The organism is Stenotrophomonas sp. 71799_Sma (assembly GCF_056482505.1).
Genome location: NZ_CM151202.1, coordinates 187,950 through 209,151 on the forward strand (window position 1 = coordinate 187,950; position 21,202 = coordinate 209,151).

A 21,202-nucleotide genomic window follows, 5' to 3' on the forward strand; every position below is an offset into this window, starting at 1 on the left:
TTCCACAGATGAAAACGCCGCCCAATGGGCGGCGTTTTTCTGCTCCGGTGGGTGCCGACCGTTGGTCGGCACGCTTCACGGCAACCGTGGATTGCCGAATTCGTCGCGCTCTTCGTTGGCGTCATACACCGGCGGCTGCACCGTAACCGGCTGCTCCTCCACCGTGGCACGCAGCGGCGCTTCGGTGCCGCGCACCAGTTCCACGCTGTCCTCGCCACGCTGCAGTCGCAGCGCATTGGCCAGGCACTGCGCGGCCAGCGCGTGCTCGCCACGCTGTGCGAACAGCTCACCCAGTGCCTCCCACGCCGGGGCACCGGCGCCCGCGGCGATGGCCTCGTGCAGGAACGCATCGGCGGCATCCCACTGCTGCTGGGCCAGGGCCACGCGGCCCTGTGCCAGGCGCAGCGCAGCCGAGCTGTCGTGCACGTTGCGCCAGCGCGCGAGGTTGGCCTGACGCGTGGCCAGGCGCTCGGCCGGCAGGCGGCCATACAGCGCCACCAGTTCGTCATCCCAACGCTGGTCCAGTGCCTGTTCCAACGCCAGCAGCGCCGGTTCGTCCCAGTTCAATGCAACCGCACGACTGGCATACGCACCCACCACGTCCGGGGTTGGCCGCAGCGCCTTCGGCGTGGCTTCCCATTGCGCGGCCAGCGCATTGACGTCGGCCGCTTCCAGTAGTGCCTGTGCGGCCAGGCGTGCTTCCAGTTCGCTGTTTGCGTCGGCCGGCAGCACCTTGCTCTGGCGCAGTGCACCCAGCTGGCCATACGCCTCGTGGGCGCGGCCGGCCTGTGCCAGCGCTTCGGTACGCAGCCACAGGCCGCGCGGCGGCAGCGGCTGGATCGTCGCCACATCCAACGCGTTGATCGCATCCACCGGCAGATCGCGCGCCAGCAGCTGTTCGGCGCGTAGAAGCGCCTGCAGGGTGGCATCGCTCTCGCCCAGGCGCTGCAGCAGGGCTTCACCGGCGGGGCCGTCGGCACGTGCCTGCGCACTGCGCACGGCATTGGCCAGCGCCACCGCGCTCACTTCCGGATCCTTGGCGGCACCATCCAGCAGCTTTTCCGCGCGTTGCCACTGGCCGTGCTCATAGGCCTGCAGGCCGTCGATCAGGCGCACCCGGCCCTGCTTGCGGCGGTAGCGGCCCCAGGCGCGGAACGGTGCAGCGATCAGGCTCCACAGCAGCCACAGCACCAGCACCGCGATCACCGACAGCAGTGCCACCTTGGGCAGGTTGCTGTGGTAGTCGTAGCCGCCGTAGCGCAGGGTCACTTCGCCGAAGCGGTTGAGGTCATCGGCGCCGAGCCATTGCGCGGCCACCACGCCGATGGCCACGGCCAGCAACAGCACGACCAGGGATTGCAGGGGTTTCATGGGGGATTACCTCCGGTCGGTCTGGGTGCGCAGTTGCTGCAGGGTGCTGCCAAGAACGCTGTTGCTGGCCTGCAGCGGAAGCTCGCGCAAGGCCTTCAGTTCAGCACGTTGCGCGCGCAGGGCCGGTGAATCCGGCCAACGCCGCTGTGCCCAGTGTTCCACGCGCGCCAACGCGGTATCGCGACCGGTGCGGTCGCCACGTTCGATTGCGGCACGCGCCAGGGTCAGTTCCAGCTGCAGCGCATCGTCGGCATTGCGGCGTTCGGCGGCGGTCAGCGGGCCATTCTGGCGGCTCGGGGTGATGTCCACGAACGGTGCCAGCGTGGCCTGCCACCAGGGCTTGCCGGCGCCGGGCGCGGTGCTACCCGTCACCTGCGAGGGCAGGCCCTGCAGGGCCTTGGCCAGGGCATCCAACCGCTGCAGCGATTGCACGCGCGGGCCGGTGCCCAGCGCATCCAGTGCATCGCGTTCCTGTACCAGGGCCTGGCGCAGGTTCAGGCCGTCGCTGTCGGGCAGATCGGCCAGCGCTGTGGCGGCCTGTGCATACAGGCGGCGTGCGCCTTCCACGTCGTCGGCGTAGTTCAGGCGCTGCGCCGCCTGGGTCAGCAGCAGTTCGGCCTCATCGCGCTGTACCGCCTGACGGCCCTGGTTGGCGCTGTCGGCCAGCTTGGCCAGGTTCTCTTCCAGCAGCGCACTGCGCTGGGAAAGGCCCAGCATCTCGTCGCGCAGCACGCGGTTGGTGGTCGCCGCATCCTGCAGGCGCTGGCTGGTTGCGCGCTGGTCGCGGCGCAATGCATCCAGCGTCGCCTGCAGGCCCTGCAGCTGTACGGCCGTGGTCTGCGCCTGCGCTTCCTGTTGGTGCTGTTGCTGCTGCCAGACGTACCAGCCGGCATAGCCGCCCACGCCAAGCACGACCACCCCGGCCAGCGGCAGCAGCCAGCGCACGGGTCGACGGGGCGGGGAAACGGGCGGAGTCTCGTTCATGGGGCTTCCTTGTCGGCACCGTCGCCGGTCAGGTTCCGGCAGGCCGCGTTGTGCACAGCATCACTGTTGCCGACCACAGCGGCAAGCGTGACCCACGTCCCTGTTCAGTTCGCTGCCGGGACGGTGAGCGTGGCGTGTGCAGCCGCCACCAGCTGCGCGGTGGTGGGCCCGGCCGCGCGCACCACGCGCTGCAGCCTCAATGCGTGCGCCTGTTCGCCCAGCCGTTCGCTGGCCACGACGGCGTTGGCATGTGCCTGACAGCGTTGCTGCAATGCCGGCGGAAGCTGCTGCCAGAAATGCAGCAACGCCTCACCACTGCTGACCGCCAGCACCCACGGATACGCTGAATGCGCCAATCGAGCCAGCGTGCGTGGCGACAGGCGCAGCAGGCGACGCTGATAGACATCGGCGCGTTCGATGCTGGCGCCGGCCGCCTGCAGTTGCGCGGCAATCAGGCCGCGTCCGCCGGGGGCGGTCACCAGCCCGATGCGCAGGCCGCGTACGTCCGCCAGTACCGGCAGCGCCAGCAGGCCCTCGCTGTCCATCCGCTGCGGCGCATGCACCTCGGCGACGCCCTGCGCCCGCAGCGCGCGCGCGGTGCCGTCGCCCACGGTCAGCCACGGACTGCGCTGCGCGTCGGCCAGCGGCAGCAGGGACGCGGCCGCTGCCACAGCGGCCGGGCTGGTGAACACCACCCGATCGCAGTTCAGCGCGCGTTGCAGCTGGTGCACCACTGGCGTGCCGTTCAGGCGCTGCAGGCGCCAGGGTGGCAGGGCCAGCACATGCCCGCCCAGCCCAGCAACGGCGCGGCGCAGCGCGGAATTCTGGCCCTGCGGTCGCAGCGAAATGAAGGTCCAGCCCGGCTCGGAACCGGCAGCGCCAGTGGGTATCGTATGGTCGGCCATTGCCTGCATTATGCGGGCCCTTCGTTGTCGTGGTCCCTGCTCCGATGTCCGTTGATGCTCTGACTTCCTCGCTGGCCGCCCTGCAGGACGTGCTTGACTGCATGCCGGCGGTCCGCGCCATGCAGATCCAGCTCGACGGCTATGCCGATGGCGTGCTGCGCATCACCGCGCCGCTGGCCGCCAACGTCAACGACAAGGGCAACGCCTTCGGTGGCAGCCTGGCCTCGGTGCTGACCCTGTCCGGCTGGGCACTGGTCAGCCTGCGCCTGCGCCTGGCCGGCCACGATGCCGAGGTCTACGTGGCCGACAGCAACCTGCGCTACCTGGCACCGGTCTACGAAGACCTGCACGCCCATGCCGAAGCGGCCGAGGCCACTGGCTGGGATGCCTTCCTGAACACCTTCCGCCAGCGCCGCAAGGCCCGCATCAGCATCATCGCCACCCAGCCCGGTGCCGATGGCAAGCCCGCCGCCGAGTTCAGCGGTCGCTTCGTTGCCTTCGCCAAAGGGTAGGATGGCAGGCTGACGTTCTGGGGAAACCACCGATGCGCCGCCTCATCCAGTTCCTGATGTGTTCCCTGCTGCTGGCCAGCGCCGTGGCTTCGGCCGACGACCTGAGCCGCAAGCAGCGCAAGCTGCTGGAAGAGACCCAGATCGCCTACGGCGCCACCATCCGCTGGGGCAGCATGGACGATGCCATCGGCTATCTGGACCCCAAGCTGCGCAAGGAAAAGCCGCCCACCGAGTTCGAGCTCAACCGCTACGCGCAGCTGCGCGTGTCGTCCTACCGCGAGCGCAGCAGCGCGGCGCTGGAAGGCGGCCTGGTCGAGCGCCGGGTCGAAATCGGGGTGATCAACCAGAACACCCAGGCCGAACGCACCGTGGTGGTGGTTGAGCGCTGGCGCTGGGATGCCGAGGCCAAGCGCTGGTGGCAGACCGCCGGCCTGCCGGACCTGTGGAAGGGGCAGTGACGGGCCGCGTCCGGCTTGTGCGACAATCGGCGCCCGCTTAATCGACCCGTGACCTGAGTGAATTACGAAGAGTTGCTGGCCTTTGCAGGCCGAAACCCGATGCTGTCCGCGGCCCTGGTCGGCCTGACCGTGGCCATCATCGTCACCGAGATCCGCCGCTTGTTCCGGGGCTTCAAGGGCATCAAGCCCGCCGAACTGACCCAGCTGATCAACGCGGGTGGCACGGTGGTGGTCGACCTGTCGGCCAGCGGTGACTTCGAGAAGGGCCACATTGCCGGCAGCCGCAATGCCCAGGCCAGTGCCTTCGGCCCGGACAACAAGCTGGTGGCCAACGCCAAGCAGTCGCCGGTGGTGCTGGTGTGCCGCAGCGGCAACGCCTCGGAAACCGCCGCCAAGGCGCTGAAGAAGGCCGGCTTCGAAAAGGTCTACGTGCTCGACGGCGGCATTCCCGCCTGGCAGCAGGCCGAGCTGCCGCTGGTCAAGGGCCGCAACTGATTGCCGCAGGTGGCGGATCCGGCCTTGTATGGGCCTGATCCCGCCCCCATCGCAGTAGTTCGACCATCGTTTTCATTGCATTCACCTGGAGTTACTGGAAATGTCCGAAGAGATCACCAACGGCGCCGCTGCGCCGGTCGATGCCGCTACCGGCCCTGCTTTCACCGTCGAGAAGATCTACGTCAAGGACGTCTCCTTCGAGTCGCCGAACGCTCCGACCATCTTCAATGACCAGGTGCAGCCGGAACTGCAGCTCAACCTGAACCAGCAGGTGCAGCGCTTGGGCGAGAACGCCTTCGAAGTCGTGCTGGCCGTGACCCTGACCTGCCAGGCCGGTGAGCGCACCGCCTACGTGGCCGAAGTGAAGCAGGCCGGCGTGTTCGGCCTGGTCGGCCTGGACCCGCAGTCGATCGACGTGCTGCTCGGCACCCAGTGCCCGAACATCCTGTTCCCGTACGTGCGTCAGCTGATCAGCGACCTGATCCAGGCCGGCGGCTTCCCGCCGTTCTTCCTGCAGCCGATCAACTTCGAAGGCCTGTACGCAGAAACCCTGCGCCAGCGCCAGGAGCAGGGCGACGCACCGTCGCTGGCTGACTCCGAGCCGGCTGGCAACGCCTGATTCCTGCCGCGACGTCACGGATGAGCACTACCGCTGACAAGATCGCCGTGCTTGGCGCCGGTTCCTGGGGAACCGCGCTGGCCAGCCTGCTCGCACGGCACGGTCACCCGACCGTGCTGTGGGGGCGCGACGCTGCCGTGGTCGAGGCCATCGACCAGCGCCACGAGAACCCGCGCTACCTGCCGGGCATCCCGCTGCCGGACAGCCTGCGTGCCACCACCGACCTGGCGTCGGCAGTGGAGGGCGCCGCCTGGATCCTGGTGGTCACCCCGTCGCATGCCTTCGGTGAAACCGTGCGTGCGCTGGCGCCGCTGCGTCCGGCCGGTGCCGGCGTGGCCTGGGCCACCAAGGGCTTCGAACCTGGTTCGGGCCGCTTCCTGCATGAAGTGGCGCGCGAAGTGCTGGGTGAGGACGTGCCGCTGGCCGTCGTCACCGGGCCGTCGTTCGCCAAGGAAGTGACCCAGGGCCTGCCGACCGCGATCACCGTGCACGGCGACGTGCCCGAGTTCGCGCAGGCGGTGGCCGAGGCGATGCATGGCCCGGCGTTCCGCGCCTACACCGGCGACGACATGGTCGGTGCCGAGCTGGGCGGCGCGATGAAGAACGTGCTGGCCGTGGCTACCGGTGTGGCCGACGGCATGCAGCTGGGCCTCAACGCCCGTGCCGGCCTGATCACCCGTGGCCTCAACGAGATGCTGCGCCTGGCCGCGGCGATCGGCGCCAAGCCGGAAACGCTGATGGGCCTGGCGGGCCTGGGCGATCTGGTGCTGACCTGCACCGGCGACCTGTCGCGCAACCGCCGCCTGGGCCTGGCCCTGGGCCGCGGCCAGACGCTGCAGGATGCCGTGCGCGAAATCGGCCAGGTGGTCGAGTCGGTGCAGACCGCCGACGAGGTGATGCGACAGGCACGCCGTCATGGCATCGACCTGCCGATCTCGGACCGCGTGCGTGCCGTGCTGCACGGCGAGCAGACGCCTGAGGAAGGCCTGCGCGCGCTGCTGGCACGGGAACAGAAACCGGAGTATCCGGACACGCTGTTCAAGTGAATCGAAAAACCCCGGCTACGTGCCGGGGTTTTTTATGTGTGTGGCCCATCCACGCATGGCGTGGATCTACTCCGGAATCCGCTTCTGGTAGCAGCCAACCTTGATTGGCGCCCGGTAGCGCCGGGCCATGCCCGGCGGAATCCATCACCGCGCCCGTGGCGGCGCGCTGGTGTTGTCCATGTCCGAGAAGATCAACCACGGCCCGTCGCCCACGCGCTTCAGCGTCAGCGTGAACTTGCCGGTGTCCCCCACGTTGTTGCCGTAGGTGTAGGCACCGATGATGTAGCCCGTGCTGCCCTCCACCGAGTACGCCAGCGCGCGCAGCCGCAACGGGCTGCCGCCCTGGCCGGCATACGCGGCTTCGATCGCGCTGCGCCCACGCACCGGTAGCTGGTTGCTCTGCAGCACAAAACCATCCTCGGCGAACAGCGCAGCCAGTGCCCTGGCATCGCCCGTGCGCCAGGCCTGCTCGTAGTCGCGCAGTACGCGGTCCAGCGTCGCGGGCAGGGCCGCATCAGGAAGAGGCTGTGCGGGCTTCGCACCTTCAGCATCGTGGGCGATGGCCGGCGATGCCAGCAGCAGGGCACTGCAGAAAATCACGGCGAGTCGTGTGCGGTGCATGCGTCCGGCTCCAGGCGATGACGGGAACGTGCGAACGCATCCTAGCGCACTGCTGGTTAGAATCACGCAGGCGCCCGCGCGGCGGCATGCACCGCAGATCAGACAAGGACAAGGAATGAAGATTCGAATCACAGGGATGGCACTGACGGTCGCACTGCTGGCCGCCTGCGGACAGGCACCAGCGCCGGATGCAGCACCGACCGCACCGGCACCAACCACCGAAGCACCTGCGGCCACGGCAACGGTGGTCGAGCAGGCGCCGTCCATCGAAGACGGCGTAGACCCCTCGGTGTGGGACAACGAAGGCGAACCGGAAGACCCGAGCGCCGGCGGAGAACTCACCTGTGCGGACAACCCGCTGGCGACGCATTTCTTCACCCTGGTGGGCGGCAACACCGTGGACGACTGTGGCCGCAAGGATCCGAAGGTGCTGGCCGCGTTCAACGCCCTGATGAAGAACACAGCCGCGGCCGAATCTGCTGACAAGGAGATTCCGTCGCTGCGCGAACGCCTGTTGAGCGGGCCCAGCGGGCCCGGCGAGCTGGTGGTGCTGCAGGGCGAGCCATGGTGGTTCTACACCGCCTGCCAGGCCCACGACTGCCCCGGCACCGCATTGGCGATGCTGTACTCGCCCGATCAGTCGAAGATGGTCGGCCGCCTTACCGCGCGCTGCAGAATCTGGTGGCTGGGTGAACCCAGCGACGAGCAGCGCGCGCTGATCGAGCGCGAGCAGCCGGTGGACAAAGCGATGCTGAAGGAAGAAGGCGAGTCCTGCGAGTAATCGGTGGTGACGCCGGATGATGTTCCGGCGGCCGCATCATGCGGGTGAAAGCTGCCTCACCATGTCGGCGATGATCACGTGGACCAGTGTTCTCAGGAAATGCACTTCGCCTTCCAAGGTTGGGCCGATGTCGAAACGGGTCGACCATTGCTGGTTTTCCTGCAGCACCAGCGCGTAAAGCGCCTGGGCTTCGCTCGTGATGCGGTCGATCTGATGGCGCAGCTGCCGGGTGGCAGCCGGCCTTCCCAGGCCCAGCGCTTCACCGGCAGAAACCAGATGCTCGAAACGAAGGTCGTGGAAGCGCGCGACACCGAGAATGGGCCACGACAGTTCCGAGCGTTCTGGCCAACGTGCGCCCTCGTCGGCATACGCGCGGGTCTCGTAACATGCGGTGGACAGCAGGTCGTAGTGGGGGGCCAGTTCGATGCCCCTGCTGTCGACCAGGAAGCTCAGGTTCTTCAGGTGCGCATCGTTGTTGCCGGTGAGTACATTGAAGATCAACCAGTCGAACAGGCGGACGCGCGTCTTGAGCTTGCTTCTGCATTGCTCGACGATGACCTTCAGGGTGTCGATGCTGCCGAGCGTGTACTTGAACTGCCGGTCGAGGTTGAGCAGCTGGCAGGCGTCGATGGCATGACGGCGATGGATGGCATCGGCGGTGATTTCGCGATCAAAGCGCTCGATGATGAAGACCGGCTCCGGTACGTAGCGGCGCTCGATCTTCGGCACCTGCAGCCCCATGCGCTGTGCAAGGCGCATCACGAACCACTCGTTGGCCACGCTGTGGGGATAACTGCTGCTGGTGCTGTCAGGCTTGAGGATGTGGGTCGAGGGCTCGGCGCCCAGAGGTTGGTAGAGTTCTCCCCCTGTCTCGATGATTGCCAGCTTGTGCTGGGCACCTGCCAGTGACATGCGCTTGGCGGCACCCGCCGCAAGCGACGTGCGTGGCAGGCCTTGGATACGCGTGGAGAGTTCCGCATCGGGCAGTGGTTTTCTGCCGCCGGGTGGCAGGCGCTGGCCTGGAGGCAGCAGCGTCAACGAGCCTGCCGATTCCGCGCCATAGGCGGCCAGCAATGCGAACGCGTCCGCGCCATCCACCCTGGCATCGGTTGCCATCAGCGTGCGTTGCTGCTCTTCCGGCAGCAGATTGTCGAAGTACCACTGCACGGGGCGTTGGCTGGAGCCATCGAGGATGGCGGTGTCTTGCAGTGGCAACGCAGGCGCCAGTGGAAACCGATGTGCGCTGCCGAGCCACTCCGGCGCATAGGTGAAGCGCCACAGGTTTGCTGCTTCGGTCAGGCGGCCCACCGGCGCTTCGTCGATGCTGACCTGCAGTTCGCGTGGTGGAAGCGGATAGTGCAGTCCAGACAGGACGGTCGTTGTAATGACGTCCTTGAGATCAATACGGGGGGCGCTCATGGCACCTTCCCGTTGGCACGTTTGGCCAGCAGGGCCATCGCTTCGTCCGGCACGTCGATTTCGACATGCAGCCCCAGCTCGTCAAGCACGGTGAACAACTTGCCCCATTGCACCGTGGTACCGCCGCGTTCGACCTTTGCCAGGAAATTTTCGCTGACCCCGATGCCTTCGGCGGTTGCATCCTGGCGCAGTCCCTGATGCTTGCGGGCGGCTCTCACCAGTGGTCCCAAGGCCTCAGCCTTCTCAAGCCTGATCTTCAATGGGAACTCCCCCAGCAGAGCCTGACGCTCTGGATTCGACCCATCGTCTATACCATATAATCCTCACTGCGGTGAGGATTCTTCGCGCAAAGCCCAGGATTCCTTAGAATCCTTTCGATCTTGAGGATTTCTTGGCAAAAGAGCTGGATGCAAGAAAATCCTCATTGAAATAAGGATTTATCTGCAAAGGCGTCCAGCCTCCAAAAAATCCTCATGAACTCAAGGATTCTTTGACGTCGTGGGAGCGCGATGCCTCATCCGGTCCATATGGGCAGCGCCACGAGGGTGGGACCTCCGCGATGAGTGGGGTCCAGGTGGGGCCTGCCAGGAGCGTGCCCGGGAACCTCTGCCTGCAGCGCAGGCTCGCATCGTCAACAGGCCTGGCCGCACCCCGGCCACAACCAGCCATGGCCGCAGGCAAAGCGTCTGTTACTTGCCCGCGCGCCGCGCGCCCTTCTCGCCTTCGTCCTTTGCATCGCCCCGGCTCTGCGCGAACTCCGGGAACGTCTTCGCGATCGAATCCTTGTCCGGAAGGATGTAGAACACGCCGCCCTTCTCGAACGTGGATTGCACGATCTGCTCGTAGAACGCAGGCGTGACGTTGATGCAGCCGTGCGTAACGCGGTTGTCGTCCGGCGAAGGTGATGCCAGCCGTTCGGCGCGCTTCTCTTTCGGAGTGCCTGGCGGCAGCGGGTGCATCGAAACGGCGGAATCGTAGTCCACCCACAGCACGCGACCGGCATCGTCGGAGGGGCCATAGCCACCAATGAAACGGCCCGCCGGGGTAGTGCGGTCATGGCCTGGAATCGCACTCAGCGCGAGCTTGGCAACGCCGGGTGCGGAGTGATCGCCGATGGCCGAACCGAACAGCGCCGGTGCGGCACCGCGCAGCTTGCCGTCTCCACCGAAGACCAGTACCTGCGCAGCCGCCTTGTCCATGATCGCGAACGGATAACCCTGGTTGTCCTTGCTGGCGACTACCCAGCCGGCCAGTTCGATCACCGTCTCGGACACGCTCTGGTCAGCGGGCAGTTCATCGACTGCGGCGACCGGGGGTGCAGGTACGTCCTTGTCCCTGGCGTTGGCTACGCCGCTGCACGCAACGGCCAGTGCCATGGCCAGTGCGGCATGGAGGGCGCGGCGCGCAGGGGAGGAGGAGGTACGAATGGGACGGCTCCTTGCAGTGCAATCTTGGTGGAAGGATGCCAGTGGCCGGTGAAGGCCACTGGTTCCCGATACAGAGATGGATCAGTTCAAACGGTGAGGGAGGATCAGCCGCGCGGCTTGCGGCCGGCAGGTGCCCTTTCAAGCTGCTGCACGCGACCTTCGATCTGGTCCAGACGCTGGTTGGCCTGCTGCGCCGACTGGTTGGCGGACTCGGCACTCTGGGCGGCGCCCTGCACCTTTACATCGAGCTGGTCGAGACGCGAGTTGATCGTTGCAAACTCGTTCTTGTAAGAGGCGCAAGCGCCAAGGCTCACGGTGGCGATGAGCGCCACGCTGAGTGCACGGGCCATCTTCATGTGTTGCGAGGTCAGTTTCATTCCACTCCCTCCTTCGTCTGGGGAAGCTGGAATATAGCGGCGTTTGTTCCCGGCGCTACCAAGCGCTTTCAGCTGGAATTTGAGTACGTGGATGGGCTGTGAAGGCCTGTAAATCAACGAACCTTAACAAGCGGGATCAAGCGAGCTGATCTGCACCGGCGTATCGCCTTGTGCCTGTTCAATATCACCCATTCACCTGCATGAAGCCGGCATCACGGCATGTGCGTCTGTGTGCTTTCGCCTGCTCCGCACGCAGGCTGCCATCCACTTGCTTCCAGCAGCGCTGCAGCGTTTCCAGGCTGGACATCCAGCAGTTCGGCGATGGCGTTGGGCGTGTCGGGCCCGCGCGCAACATAGGCGTGGGCAATGCGGTAGCCGATCCAGTAGCCGAGATCTCCGCGGCGCGTATCGTCGCCGGGGCCGTTGTACAGCCACCTCGAAAGATCGGTACCCATGCTGTCCTGCAGGAACGCGCGCTCCAGCGCACACTCGCGACCCTGCGCCCAACGCTGCAGATGCGCGTTGGCCGGTTGCCCGGAGATCCGTTCGGCCACGTATTCGGCGCCGCCTTCCAGCAGCGTCTGATAGAGCAGGGTGGGCTGCTCGACATCAACGCGCGCGCCGGGCTGTTGCACGTGCACGTACTCATGGGCGATCAGGTGCACGAAGCGGTCGCTTGCATCGGCCTGCATCCAGTCCGCATTGCACAGCGCTTCCAGTCCAATGACCACACCTGCTTCGGTGGTAACGCCACCACTGTTGCCGCGGCCCACCAGTACGGTGACCGGAGGAAAGCGCGCAGACGGCAACAAGGCGCCGAGCTGATCGACGGCAGCGGCGACGCGCGTGCGGATCGATGGCAATGCGGTCGCGCAGGTTCTCGCTTTCGCAAACAATGCCGGCTTGTCCTGGATGGCCCTGGCCAGCCGCTCCATCGAGCCGATACGGCTGTCGGTGAAGCTGCGCAGGGCATCCGTACCCGCATCCAGATAGCCGTGCTGCAGATCATCGGCGCTTGGGCGCCCATGGTTGGCGTCCAGCACCTTGAAGAAGCGCGTGACATCGTCTGTCTGTACGACGATGTGCCCGGCAGGACCGACACGCTCAGCCGCCTGTGCCTGCAGCAGCGCGATCGGCGAGGCGATCAGGATCAGTGCCCGCATCAAGCATCGAGCGTGATGCGCGTAAGAAGCCGACAGCAATGCCATGCGGAGTTCCCTGAACGCCAGCCTTATTTATACACCAGTCAGTTCAATATTCAGGGTTGATTAGACCCCCTAACGGATAATTCACACCTGTCGACCGCCTCCTCTCTCTCCCCCTCCCGGGAGGCGGTCGACGAAACCAAAATAATTAAAGGTGTGTCCCGATGAACAAGAATTCGCTGCTTGCCCTGGGTCTTCTGGCTGCTCTGCCGTTCGCTGCATCGGCAACCGATGGCCTGTCGTACAACTACGTTGAAGGCGGCTACGTGAACACCGATGCCAAGGGCGGCGACGCCGATGGCTGGAAGGTGAAGGGTTCCGTTGCGGTGCACCCGAACTTCCACGTCTTTGGCGACTACAGCGCCCAGGAAACCGACAAGTTCAAGAATGACGTCGACCAGTGGCGCCTGGGTGTCGGCTACAACTACGGCATCGCACCGAACACCGACCTGGTGGCCCGTGTTGCGTACCAGAAGTACGACGAGAAGCGCGGCCTGGACTTCAACGGCTACTCCACCGAAGTGGGCGTGCGCACCGCGTTCAACCCGTACGTGGAAGGCTACGTGATGGCCGGCTACGAAGATTTCAGCAAGAAGCACGGCTACAACCCGGACGGCGAGTTCTACGGCCGCGTCGGCGCCACCGCCAAGTTCAACCAGAACTGGGGCCTGAGTGGCGAAGTGAAGCTGGCCAAGGCCGGCGACCGCGAGTGGTTCGTGGGCCCGCGCTTCACCTGGTAACAAACGCCTGTCGTTAGTGCGTGTTGTGCTGGCGTGTGACTCTCTCTCTCTCCCACACGCCAACCGAAGCCCGGCCTCGCGCCGGGCTTCACTTTTATGGGCCCTGTGGCGCCACAATGCGGCATGGGCGACCCTTCCTCCCTCGCAGGTACTGGCATGGCCTACCAGGAGCATCTGGTGCCTGCGCCGCTGCGTGGCCACTTCGGCCAGCTGTGGCAGAGCCAGCTCCCTGCCGATGCCGATGGGCACATCACCGTATTGCCCGATGGCTGCGTGGATATCCTCTGGCGCGACGGCGCGCTGTTCGTGGTCGGCCCGGATCGGGTGGCTGCACATCCGGCACTGGCACCCGGTGCACAGGTACTGGGGGCACGCTTCCGACCTGGCCAGGCATTGGCCGCGCTGGGACTGCCACTGGCCGGCATCATTGGACAGGCGGTGCCGTTGGCCGATCTGAAGGGCGGATGGGCCACAGCAGCCGCTGCTTCCATTGGCGATACCGCGCCGGCTCAACGATTGCAGCGGATGGCGCAGTGCCTGCAACAGCACATGGGCGCGGCGGCCCTCGACGTGCAGGCGCAACGGGCTCATGTGTTGTTCCACGCGCTTGGCCGTGGCCAAGCTACGCTGGACGAGCTGGCGGCAGGCTTGAACCTGAGCCCGCGCAGCCTGCGCCGTTTCAGCCAGTCGCAGTTCGGCTACGGCGCCAAGACGCTGGAGCGCATCCTGCGCCTGCAGCGCTTTCTTCGCCATAGCCGCGCGCTGCCGCAGCACTCGTTGGCGATGCTGGCCGCTGATGCCGGCTATGCCGACCAGGCCCACCTCAGCCGTGAGGCGCGCGAGCTTGCCAGCATGACCGCACGGCAGCTGCGCCTGGAATGGGGCCGATGATGGCCGTTTTGTTCAAGACCGCCGTGCCGCGCTGACCGAAGCTGGGGCTCCCACCCAGGAGTCACGCCATGAGCCACGCCGCACCCCGCGATGCCGAGCGCCGCATCGACAACATCGAATTCAACGTCGCCGACATCGCCCGCAGCAAGCGCTTCTACGGCGAGGTATTCGGCTGGAAATTCACGGACTACGGCCCGGCCTACACCGAGTTCGACGACGGCCGCCTGAAAGGCGGCTTCGTGTCCGACACACCGGTACGTGCGCAGGGCGGCCCACTGGTGATTCTCTACTGCGCGGACCTTGCCGACGCCCAGCAGCGCGTGATTGCCGCCGGTGGCGAGGTGGTGCAGGCGGTATTCGCCTTCCCCGGTGGCCGCCGCTTCCACTTCCGCGATCTGGATGGCTACGAGCTGGCGGTCTGGAGTGATATGGATTGAGGTCTTCGTACCTTCGCCGGTGGACGGAACGAGAACCGCTCCGTCCCCGGTCAGGCGGTTCCGCTATGATCGCCCGCACATCGCCACACGCGATGCGCCCGCCTCAAGCCAGCAGGAACCGCCGTGAACTCCCAGCCCGCACCGATCACCGCCCTCAACCACACGCTCGACAACGAGCCGCAGCAGATCACCGCGCCGCTCACCCATTCGGCGGCGTTCCTGGTGCTGAAAGTGAAGGATGACGAGGCGTCGATCGCCAAGGCACGCGAGGTGCTGGCCAGCACCGATGACCTGATCAAGAACACTGCCATCCGTGAAATCGAGCGCACCTTCACCTGCAATGTGGCCATTGGTCACCGCGTGTGGCAGCCGTTGGTGGGCACCACGCCGCCGCGTGAACTGAAGCCGTTCCGCGAGATCAAGGGCGCGACTCACACCGCGGTGTCCACGCCGGGTGACCTGCTGTACCACATCCGTGCGCGCACCATGGACCTGATCGTGGCATTCGAGCGCAACCTGCTGATGGCGTTCGGCGATGCGGTGGAAACGGTCGATGATGTGGCCGGCTTCCGTTATTTCGATGGCCGTGACCTGCTCGACTTCGTCGACGGCACCGCCAATCCGGAAGGGCTGTCGTTGCCGGAAGCCACCATCGTGGGCGATGAAGATCCGGAGCATGCCGGTGGCAGCTACGTCGTGGTGCAGAAGTACCTGCACAATCTTGATGCCTGGCGCGCGCAGAAGACCGAGGCGCAGGAAGCGATCATCGGCCGCACCAAGCACGACAACATCGAGCTGGACGATGCACCGGCCGATGCACAGAAATCGCACAAGACCCTGTGCACCATCGAGGACGCCGACGGCGAGCACGAGATCCTGCGTGACAACATGCCGTTCGCCAACCCGGGCCGTGGCGAATACGGCACCTACTTCATCGGCTATACCCGCCGCCTGTGGGTGATCGAGAAGATGCTCGAGCGCATGTTCATCGGCAATCCTGCGCCGCTGCATGACCGCATCCTCGACTTCTCCACCGCCACCACCGGCGTGACCTTCTTCGCGCCCTCGCGCAAGGTGCTGGCCGACCTGGGCGATTGATCGCGCCGGCCAGCGCCGCCCGCCATCTGCCTGTCATCTACCGCGCCGACCATCAGACGTTGGATGAGAGCGCAGGGGCGGGCGATGGCGATGGCAAGGAACACAACCGGCGCACGCCGCTGGTGGCGGCCGCTGGCCGCGTTGTTCGGTGCGCTCGCACTTGGTAGTGCCAGCGTTTCCGCGCAGGAGGCTCCCGCACACTGGATGGCCTATGCCGCCGCCGTGGGTGGCCAGCTGCAGCAGCGCCTGCAGCAGGAGCAGGACCCGCAGGCGCAGCGCGTGCTGGAATGGATGCAGGCACACCCGGATACGCCGACGCCGTTGTCGGTGAGCGTGTGGATCGCGGCGGATGGCCGCATTTCGAAACTCGAATTCGACAGCCTGGGCGACGCCCAGGTCGACGCCGACCTGCGCGCGACCCTGCAGGCCGCGCCGTTGCAGGCCGCGCCACCGGCCGACATGCGTCAGCCGCTGCGGCTGGGCCTGCTGCTTACCCAGTAGATTCACGCCATGCGTGGATGCGCCTGGTAGATGCCGACCTTGGTCGGCACGCGCACGCCAACCAAGGTTGGCGACTACCGGTAGGCCCCTAGCCACGCATGGCGTGGCTCTACTGATCTTGCGGGTGCAGTAGATCCACGCCCTGCGTGGATGTGTTGGGTAGATGCCGACCTTGGTCGGCAGGCGTGCGCCAACCAAGGTTGGCGACTACCGGTAGCCCCAAGCCACGCATGGCGTGGCTCTACTGATCTTGCGGGTGCAGTAGATTCAGGCCCTGCGTGGATGTGTTGGGTAGATGCCGACCTTGGTCGGCAGGCGTGCGCCAACCAAGGTTGGCGACTACCGGTAGGCTCCCAGCCACGCATGGCGTGGCTCTACTGATCTTGCGGGTGCAGTAGATTCAGGCCCTGCGTGGATGTGTTGGGTAGATGCCGACCTTGGTCGGCAGGCGTGCGCCAACCAAGGTTGGCGACTACCGGTAGCCCCAAGCCACGCATGGCGTGGCTCTACTGATCTTGCGGGTGCAGTAGATTCAGGCCCTGCGTGGATGTGTTGGGTAGATGCCGACCTTGGTCGGCACGCGCGCCAACCAAGGTTGGTGACTACCGGTAAGCCCCGGCCACGCATGGCGTGGCGCTACTGCGTTGCCACCTGCGGTTCACGCGCGGCTGCGCTCCATGCGCGCAGGCCGAACACGGCCAGGCCGAGGAAGAACACGTACAGCGCGGCGGTCACGTGCAGCGACTTGAACAGGTACGCGCCCACGTACACCACGTCCACCGCGATCCACACCCACCAGCAGGCCACGTGGCGGCGCGCCTGCCACCACTGGCCCACCAGGCTCAGCGCGGTCAGCATCGCGTCCAGCCACGGCAGCGCGGCATCGGTGAAGGTGTGCATGGCCGCACCCAGCGCCACGCCACCACACAGGCCGATGGCCAGGTCGCGCAGCAGCTTGCCGCGTGCCAGTGGCACGATGCGGACGCTGCCCTCGTCGGAGGCGTGCTGCCGCCAGTTGAGCCAGCCATAGATCAGGAAACCACCGAAGGCGACCTGTAGCAGCGTGTCCGAATACAGCTTGGCCTCGGCGAAGACCAGCCCGTACAGCGTCACCGACAGCAGGCCGACCGGCCACGCCACCAGCCGGCGCTTGGCCATCAGCCATACGCCAAGGATGCTGCACAGCGCGGCGGTCCACTCGAGCATGACGCCGCTCACAGTGCGAACGTCACCGACAGGCGGGCCTGTCGCGGTGCGCCGGGGAACAGGTAGTAGTCACCGCCACTGCTGCCGGTATCGCGCCAGTAGAAGCGGTTGAACACGTTGTCCACCGACAGGTTCCAGGTCACCGCACGCTCGTGCAGGCGATGCTGGAAGCGCAGACCGGCATCGAACACCGAGTAGTCCGGTGCGCGTACACCACCGTCGGCGCGTGCCACGTTGGCACCGGCATAGCGCCAGCCGCCGGTCACATCCAGGCCCTGCACGAACGGGAGCGCATAGGCCACGTGCACGCTGGCGCGCACCTTTGGCACATTCACCAACTGATGGCCTTCATAGGCCGGGGTGCCGGTGTCGCGCGCGCGCGCCTGCAGCACGCTGGCGCTGGCCACGATCTGCAGCGCGTCTGTCAGCTGCCCGTTGGCAGTCAGCTCCAGGCCGGTGTGGGTCTGCGTGCCTTCCTCGACGAAGGTGTAGCCGACGTCGCTGCTGTCCGGCTTGGCGTACTGGTACGGCTGCGAGATGCGGAACACGGCTGCGCCCAGCGTCAGCGCCTCGACCGGCACGTACTTCACGCCCACTTCCAGCTGGCGCGACTGCACCGATGGCAGGAAGGTGTCGGCATTGCTGGTCCAGAATGGCGCTTCCTGGCCCAGCGAGATGCCGCGCACATAGCTGGCATAGGCATTGAGCTGATCGGTGGCCTTCCACACCACGGCGGTCTGCGGCAGGAAACGCGACAGGCGGCTGTGCCGCTGCGGGGTACCACGCTTGTCGTAGGCACGCTCGTCCAGGCGCACGAAGCGGCCGCCGGCCAGCCACTGCCAGTCATCACCGAAGCTCATCCGGTCCAGCGCGAAGAACGCGGTCTGGCGGCTGTCCAGGCGTCGTGCGGAGGGGCCGGGCATCTTCGGCGACGGTTCGAACACCGGCACCTGCGCATCGTGGATGTTGCTGGTGCCGACGTACTCGTTGACGCTCGGGCGCTTGTCCACGGTGCGGCGGAAGTAATCGGCACCGAGGGTCAGCTGGTGGCCGACGCTGCCGGTCTCGAAGCGGCCACGCAGCTCGGCACGGGCCTGCTGGTTGCGGCGGGTGTCGTCCGGGCTGCGGTAGTCGTAGACGTCGTAGTCGCCATTGGGCGCGAAGTAGTTGCCCGGCACGCTGCCATCGGCGCACTGCGTGGCGTAGTAGCAGCCATAGGCGAAGGCGACGTTGTCATCGATCACCGAGCGGCTGTGGCCGACCGAGACGCGCGACTGCCAGGCATCGTTGAAGTCGTAGGTGTGCAACGCGGTGATGTTGGTGCTGGCGATATCCACCGGGCGCTGCCAGGGCTGGTAGCCGAGCAGGAATTCGCGATCCACGCCGTGCGGCAGCTCACGCGCGCCCAGCAGCTGGTAGCCGGACACCGAACGCTGCGAGCTGGTCTGGTAGTTGGCATCCACTTCCAGCTTGCCGCGTTCGCCAATCAGCCAGTCGGCGGCCAGCGAGTAGAAGTTGCGACGGCCATCGGCGTGCTCGACGTAGGAATTGCTGGAATCCCATGCGGCATTCAGGCGCAGGCCGAAACGCGGGGTGATCCAGTGGCCGACATCGACGGCGACGTAGCGCGAGCCTTCCGAGTCGGTACCGAGCGTGGCGGTGCGCACTTCGGCCGGGCGCTTGCCGATGTAGTTGATGATCCCGCCGGGCGCCATCACACCCGCGGCCAGTCCGGCTTCACCCTTGAGGATCTCAACCGACTGCACGTTCTCCAGCGCCAGGCGCTGTTCGCCGGCGATGGACAGGCCGTTGAAGCGGTAGCCGGTGGCGGCATCCAGCGCAAAGCCGCGGATGGCGACGTTCTGGTAGTAGCCCACCGGCGCATACGCATCACCCAGCGAGGCATCGTTGCTGGCCAGCTCGGACAGCGAACGCACCTGGCGGCGGTCGAGGTAGTCGCGCTCGAGCACGTTCACCGAGGCCGGGGTGTCCTTCCAGGACCCACCACCGAAGGCGTTCACGCGTGAGGTATCGGCCTTGGGTTTGCCGGCCTGCACGCGCACTGCCGCCAGTTCGGTGGGCGAGCGCTCGGCGCCGGTGGCAGCCGCATCGGTGGCAGCGTCGGCCTCGCTGGCATGCAGCGGCAAGGCGGCGCAGAGGGCGAGGGAGAGCAGGGTGGGGCGCAGGCAGCGGTTCATTCGGTTCGTCTTCGGACAACAAGGGAGACGAAGCGACGGCGCGCAGGTGCACCGGCCCATGACGGGGGTGTGGCTGCGGCTCAAAGCTCCCTACGCCGGTGCAAACCGGATCAGGTTCCAAGGGACTCTCTCAGCCTGGCAGATCCAGGCACCCCCGCTTCAGGTGACCATTTCACTACAAATGGTACGGATTTGCGAGCCGGTGCCCTTCAGGCTGCCGCGTGCAGCGCCTGCAGCAGTGCCTGCCCCGGCGCGCTGTGGAACCACACCGGGTGCCCCAGCATGAAGGGCTGCCAGGCCACATCCGCGTTCGCGGTCGAGCCGGTGACGCCTTCGAAGTACTCCACTTCGGACAGTGCGAAGTCGAAATGGACCATCGGCAGCAGGTCGGCCAGCAGGTGCACGCGTGCCGCCGACAGCGGCAGCACCTCGCGGTAGCCGTCGAGCAACGCCAGTGCGATGTCGATGCGCACCGCCTCCATGCCGCGCTCCAGTTCCAGCCACGCCACTGCGTTGCGCTCGATCGCGGTGGCGAGGTCGAACAGTGCGCTGGTGGGCGAAGCCAGGCCGAAATCCAGCACGGTGCTGACCTGCCCGTCGCGCCACAGCAGGTTGGAGACATGCCAGTCGTTGTGCGCCCACAGCCGTGGCTCGTCGCGCAGGCGTTCGGCCAGGCCGGCATGCCACGGCAGCACGTCGCGGCGAAGCTGGGTTTCCCATGGAATGCGCGCGAGGTAGCGGGCCAGCCCCGGTCGTGTGGGCAGTTCGGCTTTGATCGCGGCGATGGGATCGTCGGCGCGGATCAGATCGTCGCGCGCCACCAGCAGATGGGTACTGCGCTGTGGCGCGTGATAGCTGGCGGCGGCACGGTGCAGCCGGGCCAGCATGCGGCCGGCTTCGCGGGCCTGCGCGACATCGGTCAGCAACGACCACGACACGGCATCGCGGTACAGGTCCTCGCCCACGCCCACGGCATGCAGCTCGAAGGTCCATTCGCCGTGCTCGACTGCGGTGTGGCCATCGGCTGCCGCCAGCACCTGCACCACCGGTACGCCGGCGGCAGCGAGATGGGCGATGAAGTGGTGTTCTTCTTCCAGGCAGGCCGCACTGCGCACACTGTGGTGGTGGCGCTTGATGAACACCGCGCCGTCCCTGCCTTTGACGATGGCAGCGGCCGAGAGTGGCCGCGGGCTGTGCCAGTGCGGGTGGCTGTCTGCATCCAGCTGAGGGTAGCGCCGGCGCAGCCACGCAATGTCCGCCGCGCTGATCGGTGGCCAGTCGGCAGCAACCTCGTCGTTGTTGAGGCCCTGCACGCGGTGGGAGGAAGAAGTCATGCCGCAGCCCCAGTGGGGAAAGTCACATCCAAGGCTGCGCATTCAACGCCATGCACGCGGCCAACGCAAACGGGCGGGTCATCGACCCGCCCGTCCGTGCATCGGCACGGGGGATGCCGCGCTGCTTACCAGCCGCGATGGCGGCCGCGGTCGTGGTAGTAGCGGTTGTCGTAGTAGCGCTCGCGCTGCCAGCGACGGTCGTCACCGCGGTCGTAGTAGCCGCTGCGGTAGTAGCCACGGTCGTATCGGCGATCGTAGCGGTTGTCGTAACGGCGATTGTCGTAGTAACGACGGTCGCGGCGGTCGGAGGTGGTCAGGTTGCCGATCGCGCCGCCGGCCACGGCACCGCCGACAGTGGCAGCGGGATCACCGTTGGAGAGCAGGTTGCCGGCCACGCCACCGACCACGGCGCCGACCAGGGTGCGCTTGTCCTTCCTCGACATCGCGCTGGCATCGCTGACCACGGCGACACCGGCCAGCAGTGCCAGGGCCATCGCCAGACCACGGAAGCTGAGTGCGGAAGTACTGAGCATGTTCGTTCTCCTGTGAGGTGCATGCCACGCTGGGCAGGGAGGGC

At 66.4% G+C, this 21,202-nt stretch carries 24 protein-coding genes and 1 riboswitch; of the genes, 11 read left to right on the forward strand and 13 right to left on the reverse strand.

The window, feature by feature from the left end:
* Positions 1-75 precede the first annotated feature (75 nt).
* From ACZK4Z_RS00805 to ACZK4Z_RS00815, 3 genes are all read right to left on the reverse strand, one after another.
* Complete coding sequence (locus ACZK4Z_RS00805; protein WP_032130162.1) at positions 76-1,371, reverse strand: heme biosynthesis HemY N-terminal domain-containing protein; 1,296 nt, start codon at positions 1,369-1,371, stop codon at positions 76-78.
* Positions 1,372-1,377: 6 nt separating this feature from the next.
* Positions 1,378-2,355 carry a uroporphyrinogen-III C-methyltransferase gene (locus ACZK4Z_RS00810; protein ID WP_125893061.1) on the reverse strand — a complete coding sequence of 326 codons (978 nt, stop codon included), beginning with the start codon at positions 2,353-2,355 and terminating at the stop codon, positions 1,378-1,380.
* A 104-nt stretch (positions 2,356-2,459) separates the two neighbouring features.
* The gene (locus tag ACZK4Z_RS00815) at positions 2,460-3,269 is read right to left on the reverse strand and encodes a uroporphyrinogen-III synthase (protein ID WP_125893063.1); all 810 of its coding nucleotides are present in this window, start codon (positions 3,267-3,269) and stop codon (positions 2,460-2,462) included.
* 35 nt (positions 3,270-3,304) lie between these two features.
* Between ACZK4Z_RS00815 and ACZK4Z_RS00820 the strand changes: the two genes are divergently transcribed.
* The 5 genes from ACZK4Z_RS00820 to ACZK4Z_RS00840 all read left to right on the forward strand — a co-directional run bounded on the left by ACZK4Z_RS00820 (position 3,305) and on the right by ACZK4Z_RS00840 (position 6,390).
* Positions 3,305-3,772 carry a YiiD C-terminal domain-containing protein gene (locus ACZK4Z_RS00820; protein ID WP_005407593.1) on the forward strand — a complete coding sequence of 156 codons (468 nt, stop codon included), beginning with the start codon at positions 3,305-3,307 and terminating at the stop codon, positions 3,770-3,772.
* 32 nt (positions 3,773-3,804) lie between these two features.
* A complete protein-coding gene (locus ACZK4Z_RS00825) occupies positions 3,805-4,230 on the forward strand; it encodes a hypothetical protein (RefSeq protein ID WP_100470146.1) in 426 nt (141 codons plus the stop codon).
* A 57-nt stretch (positions 4,231-4,287) separates the two neighbouring features.
* Positions 4,288-4,725, forward strand: coding sequence for a rhodanese-like domain-containing protein (locus tag ACZK4Z_RS00830; RefSeq protein WP_004134671.1), 438 nt, complete (start codon positions 4,288-4,290; stop codon positions 4,723-4,725).
* 100 nt (positions 4,726-4,825) lie between these two features.
* Positions 4,826-5,344 (forward strand): protein-export chaperone SecB, encoded by a 519-nt coding sequence (gene secB, locus ACZK4Z_RS00835; RefSeq protein WP_005407596.1) that lies wholly within the window; start codon positions 4,826-4,828, stop codon positions 5,342-5,344.
* Between the two features lie 20 nt (positions 5,345-5,364).
* The gene (locus ACZK4Z_RS00840) at positions 5,365-6,390 is read left to right on the forward strand and encodes an NAD(P)H-dependent glycerol-3-phosphate dehydrogenase (protein WP_004153554.1); all 1,026 of its coding nucleotides are present in this window, start codon (positions 5,365-5,367) and stop codon (positions 6,388-6,390) included.
* Positions 6,391-6,534: 144 nt separating this feature from the next.
* On the opposite strand, the gene ACZK4Z_RS00845 is transcribed toward ACZK4Z_RS00840, so the two are convergent.
* Positions 6,535-7,011, reverse strand: a complete 477-nt coding sequence (locus ACZK4Z_RS00845; protein WP_125893065.1) for a YybH family protein — start codon at positions 7,009-7,011, stop codon at positions 6,535-6,537.
* Between the two features lie 115 nt (positions 7,012-7,126).
* Between ACZK4Z_RS00845 and ACZK4Z_RS00850 the strand changes: the two genes are divergently transcribed.
* Positions 7,127-7,792, forward strand: a complete 666-nt coding sequence (locus ACZK4Z_RS00850) for an Ivy family c-type lysozyme inhibitor (RefSeq protein WP_253145862.1) — start codon at positions 7,127-7,129, stop codon at positions 7,790-7,792.
* Between the two features lie 36 nt (positions 7,793-7,828).
* On the opposite strand, the gene ACZK4Z_RS00855 is transcribed toward ACZK4Z_RS00850, so the two are convergent.
* The 5 genes from ACZK4Z_RS00855 to ACZK4Z_RS00875 form a co-directional block, all read right to left on the reverse strand.
* Positions 7,829-9,211, reverse strand: a complete 1,383-nt coding sequence (locus tag ACZK4Z_RS00855) for a HipA domain-containing protein (protein WP_100435579.1) — start codon at positions 9,209-9,211, stop codon at positions 7,829-7,831.
* A complete protein-coding gene (locus ACZK4Z_RS00860) occupies positions 9,208-9,429 on the reverse strand; it encodes a helix-turn-helix domain-containing protein (protein WP_200881082.1) in 222 nt (73 codons plus the stop codon). Before ACZK4Z_RS00860 ends, ACZK4Z_RS00855 begins: the two co-directional genes overlap by 4 nt.
* Positions 9,430-9,900: 471 nt before the next feature.
* Positions 9,901-10,587 carry a hypothetical protein gene (locus tag ACZK4Z_RS00865; protein WP_125893069.1) on the reverse strand — a complete coding sequence of 229 codons (687 nt, stop codon included), beginning with the start codon at positions 10,585-10,587 and terminating at the stop codon, positions 9,901-9,903.
* 155 nt (positions 10,588-10,742) lie between these two features.
* Positions 10,743-11,015, reverse strand: a complete 273-nt coding sequence (locus tag ACZK4Z_RS00870) for a hypothetical protein (RefSeq protein ID WP_012509703.1) — start codon at positions 11,013-11,015, stop codon at positions 10,743-10,745.
* 212 nt (positions 11,016-11,227) lie between these two features.
* Complete coding sequence (locus ACZK4Z_RS00875) at positions 11,228-12,178, reverse strand: DUF2268 domain-containing putative Zn-dependent protease (protein ID WP_185749945.1); 951 nt, start codon at positions 12,176-12,178, stop codon at positions 11,228-11,230.
* Between the two features lie 206 nt (positions 12,179-12,384).
* On the opposite strand from ACZK4Z_RS00875, the gene ACZK4Z_RS00880 reads away from it, so the two are divergent.
* The 5 genes from ACZK4Z_RS00880 to ACZK4Z_RS00900 all read left to right on the forward strand — a co-directional run bounded on the left by ACZK4Z_RS00880 (position 12,385) and on the right by ACZK4Z_RS00900 (position 15,887).
* Entirely contained in the window at positions 12,385-12,960 is a 576-nt protein-coding gene (locus ACZK4Z_RS00880; protein ID WP_004134798.1) for an OmpO family porin, read from the forward strand.
* A 123-nt stretch (positions 12,961-13,083) separates the two neighbouring features.
* The gene (locus tag ACZK4Z_RS00885; RefSeq protein WP_125893073.1) at positions 13,084-13,851 is read left to right on the forward strand and encodes a helix-turn-helix transcriptional regulator; all 768 of its coding nucleotides are present in this window, start codon (positions 13,084-13,086) and stop codon (positions 13,849-13,851) included.
* Between the two features lie 68 nt (positions 13,852-13,919).
* The gene (locus tag ACZK4Z_RS00890; RefSeq protein WP_049423115.1) at positions 13,920-14,288 is read left to right on the forward strand and encodes a VOC family protein; all 369 of its coding nucleotides are present in this window, start codon (positions 13,920-13,922) and stop codon (positions 14,286-14,288) included.
* A 123-nt stretch (positions 14,289-14,411) separates the two neighbouring features.
* Positions 14,412-15,386 carry a Dyp-type peroxidase gene (locus ACZK4Z_RS00895; protein ID WP_049423112.1) on the forward strand — a complete coding sequence of 325 codons (975 nt, stop codon included), beginning with the start codon at positions 14,412-14,414 and terminating at the stop codon, positions 15,384-15,386.
* 84 nt (positions 15,387-15,470) lie between these two features.
* Positions 15,471-15,887 carry a hypothetical protein gene (locus ACZK4Z_RS00900; protein ID WP_125893075.1) on the forward strand — a complete coding sequence of 139 codons (417 nt, stop codon included), beginning with the start codon at positions 15,471-15,473 and terminating at the stop codon, positions 15,885-15,887.
* 636 nt (positions 15,888-16,523) lie between these two features.
* Here ACZK4Z_RS00900 and pnuC read toward each other — a convergent pair.
* The 4 genes from pnuC to ACZK4Z_RS00920 all read right to left on the reverse strand — a co-directional run bounded on the left by pnuC (position 16,524) and on the right by ACZK4Z_RS00920 (position 21,158).
* Positions 16,524-17,093 carry a nicotinamide riboside transporter PnuC gene (gene pnuC / locus ACZK4Z_RS00905; protein ID WP_125893076.1) on the reverse strand — a complete coding sequence of 190 codons (570 nt, stop codon included), beginning with the start codon at positions 17,091-17,093 and terminating at the stop codon, positions 16,524-16,526.
* Positions 17,094-17,101: 8 nt separating this feature from the next.
* Positions 17,102-19,291 carry a TonB-dependent receptor gene (locus ACZK4Z_RS00910; protein WP_125893078.1) on the reverse strand — a complete coding sequence of 730 codons (2,190 nt, stop codon included), beginning with the start codon at positions 19,289-19,291 and terminating at the stop codon, positions 17,102-17,104.
* A 70-nt stretch (positions 19,292-19,361) separates the two neighbouring features.
* Positions 19,362-19,457, reverse strand: a riboswitch (TPP riboswitch).
* Positions 19,458-19,500: 43 nt separating this feature from the next.
* Entirely contained in the window at positions 19,501-20,625 is a 1,125-nt protein-coding gene (locus ACZK4Z_RS00915) for a phosphotransferase enzyme family protein (protein WP_125893079.1), read from the reverse strand.
* 125 nt (positions 20,626-20,750) lie between these two features.
* Complete coding sequence (locus ACZK4Z_RS00920; RefSeq protein ID WP_125893081.1) at positions 20,751-21,158, reverse strand: glycine zipper 2TM domain-containing protein; 408 nt, start codon at positions 21,156-21,158, stop codon at positions 20,751-20,753.
* Between the last annotated feature and the right edge of the window lie 44 nt (positions 21,159-21,202).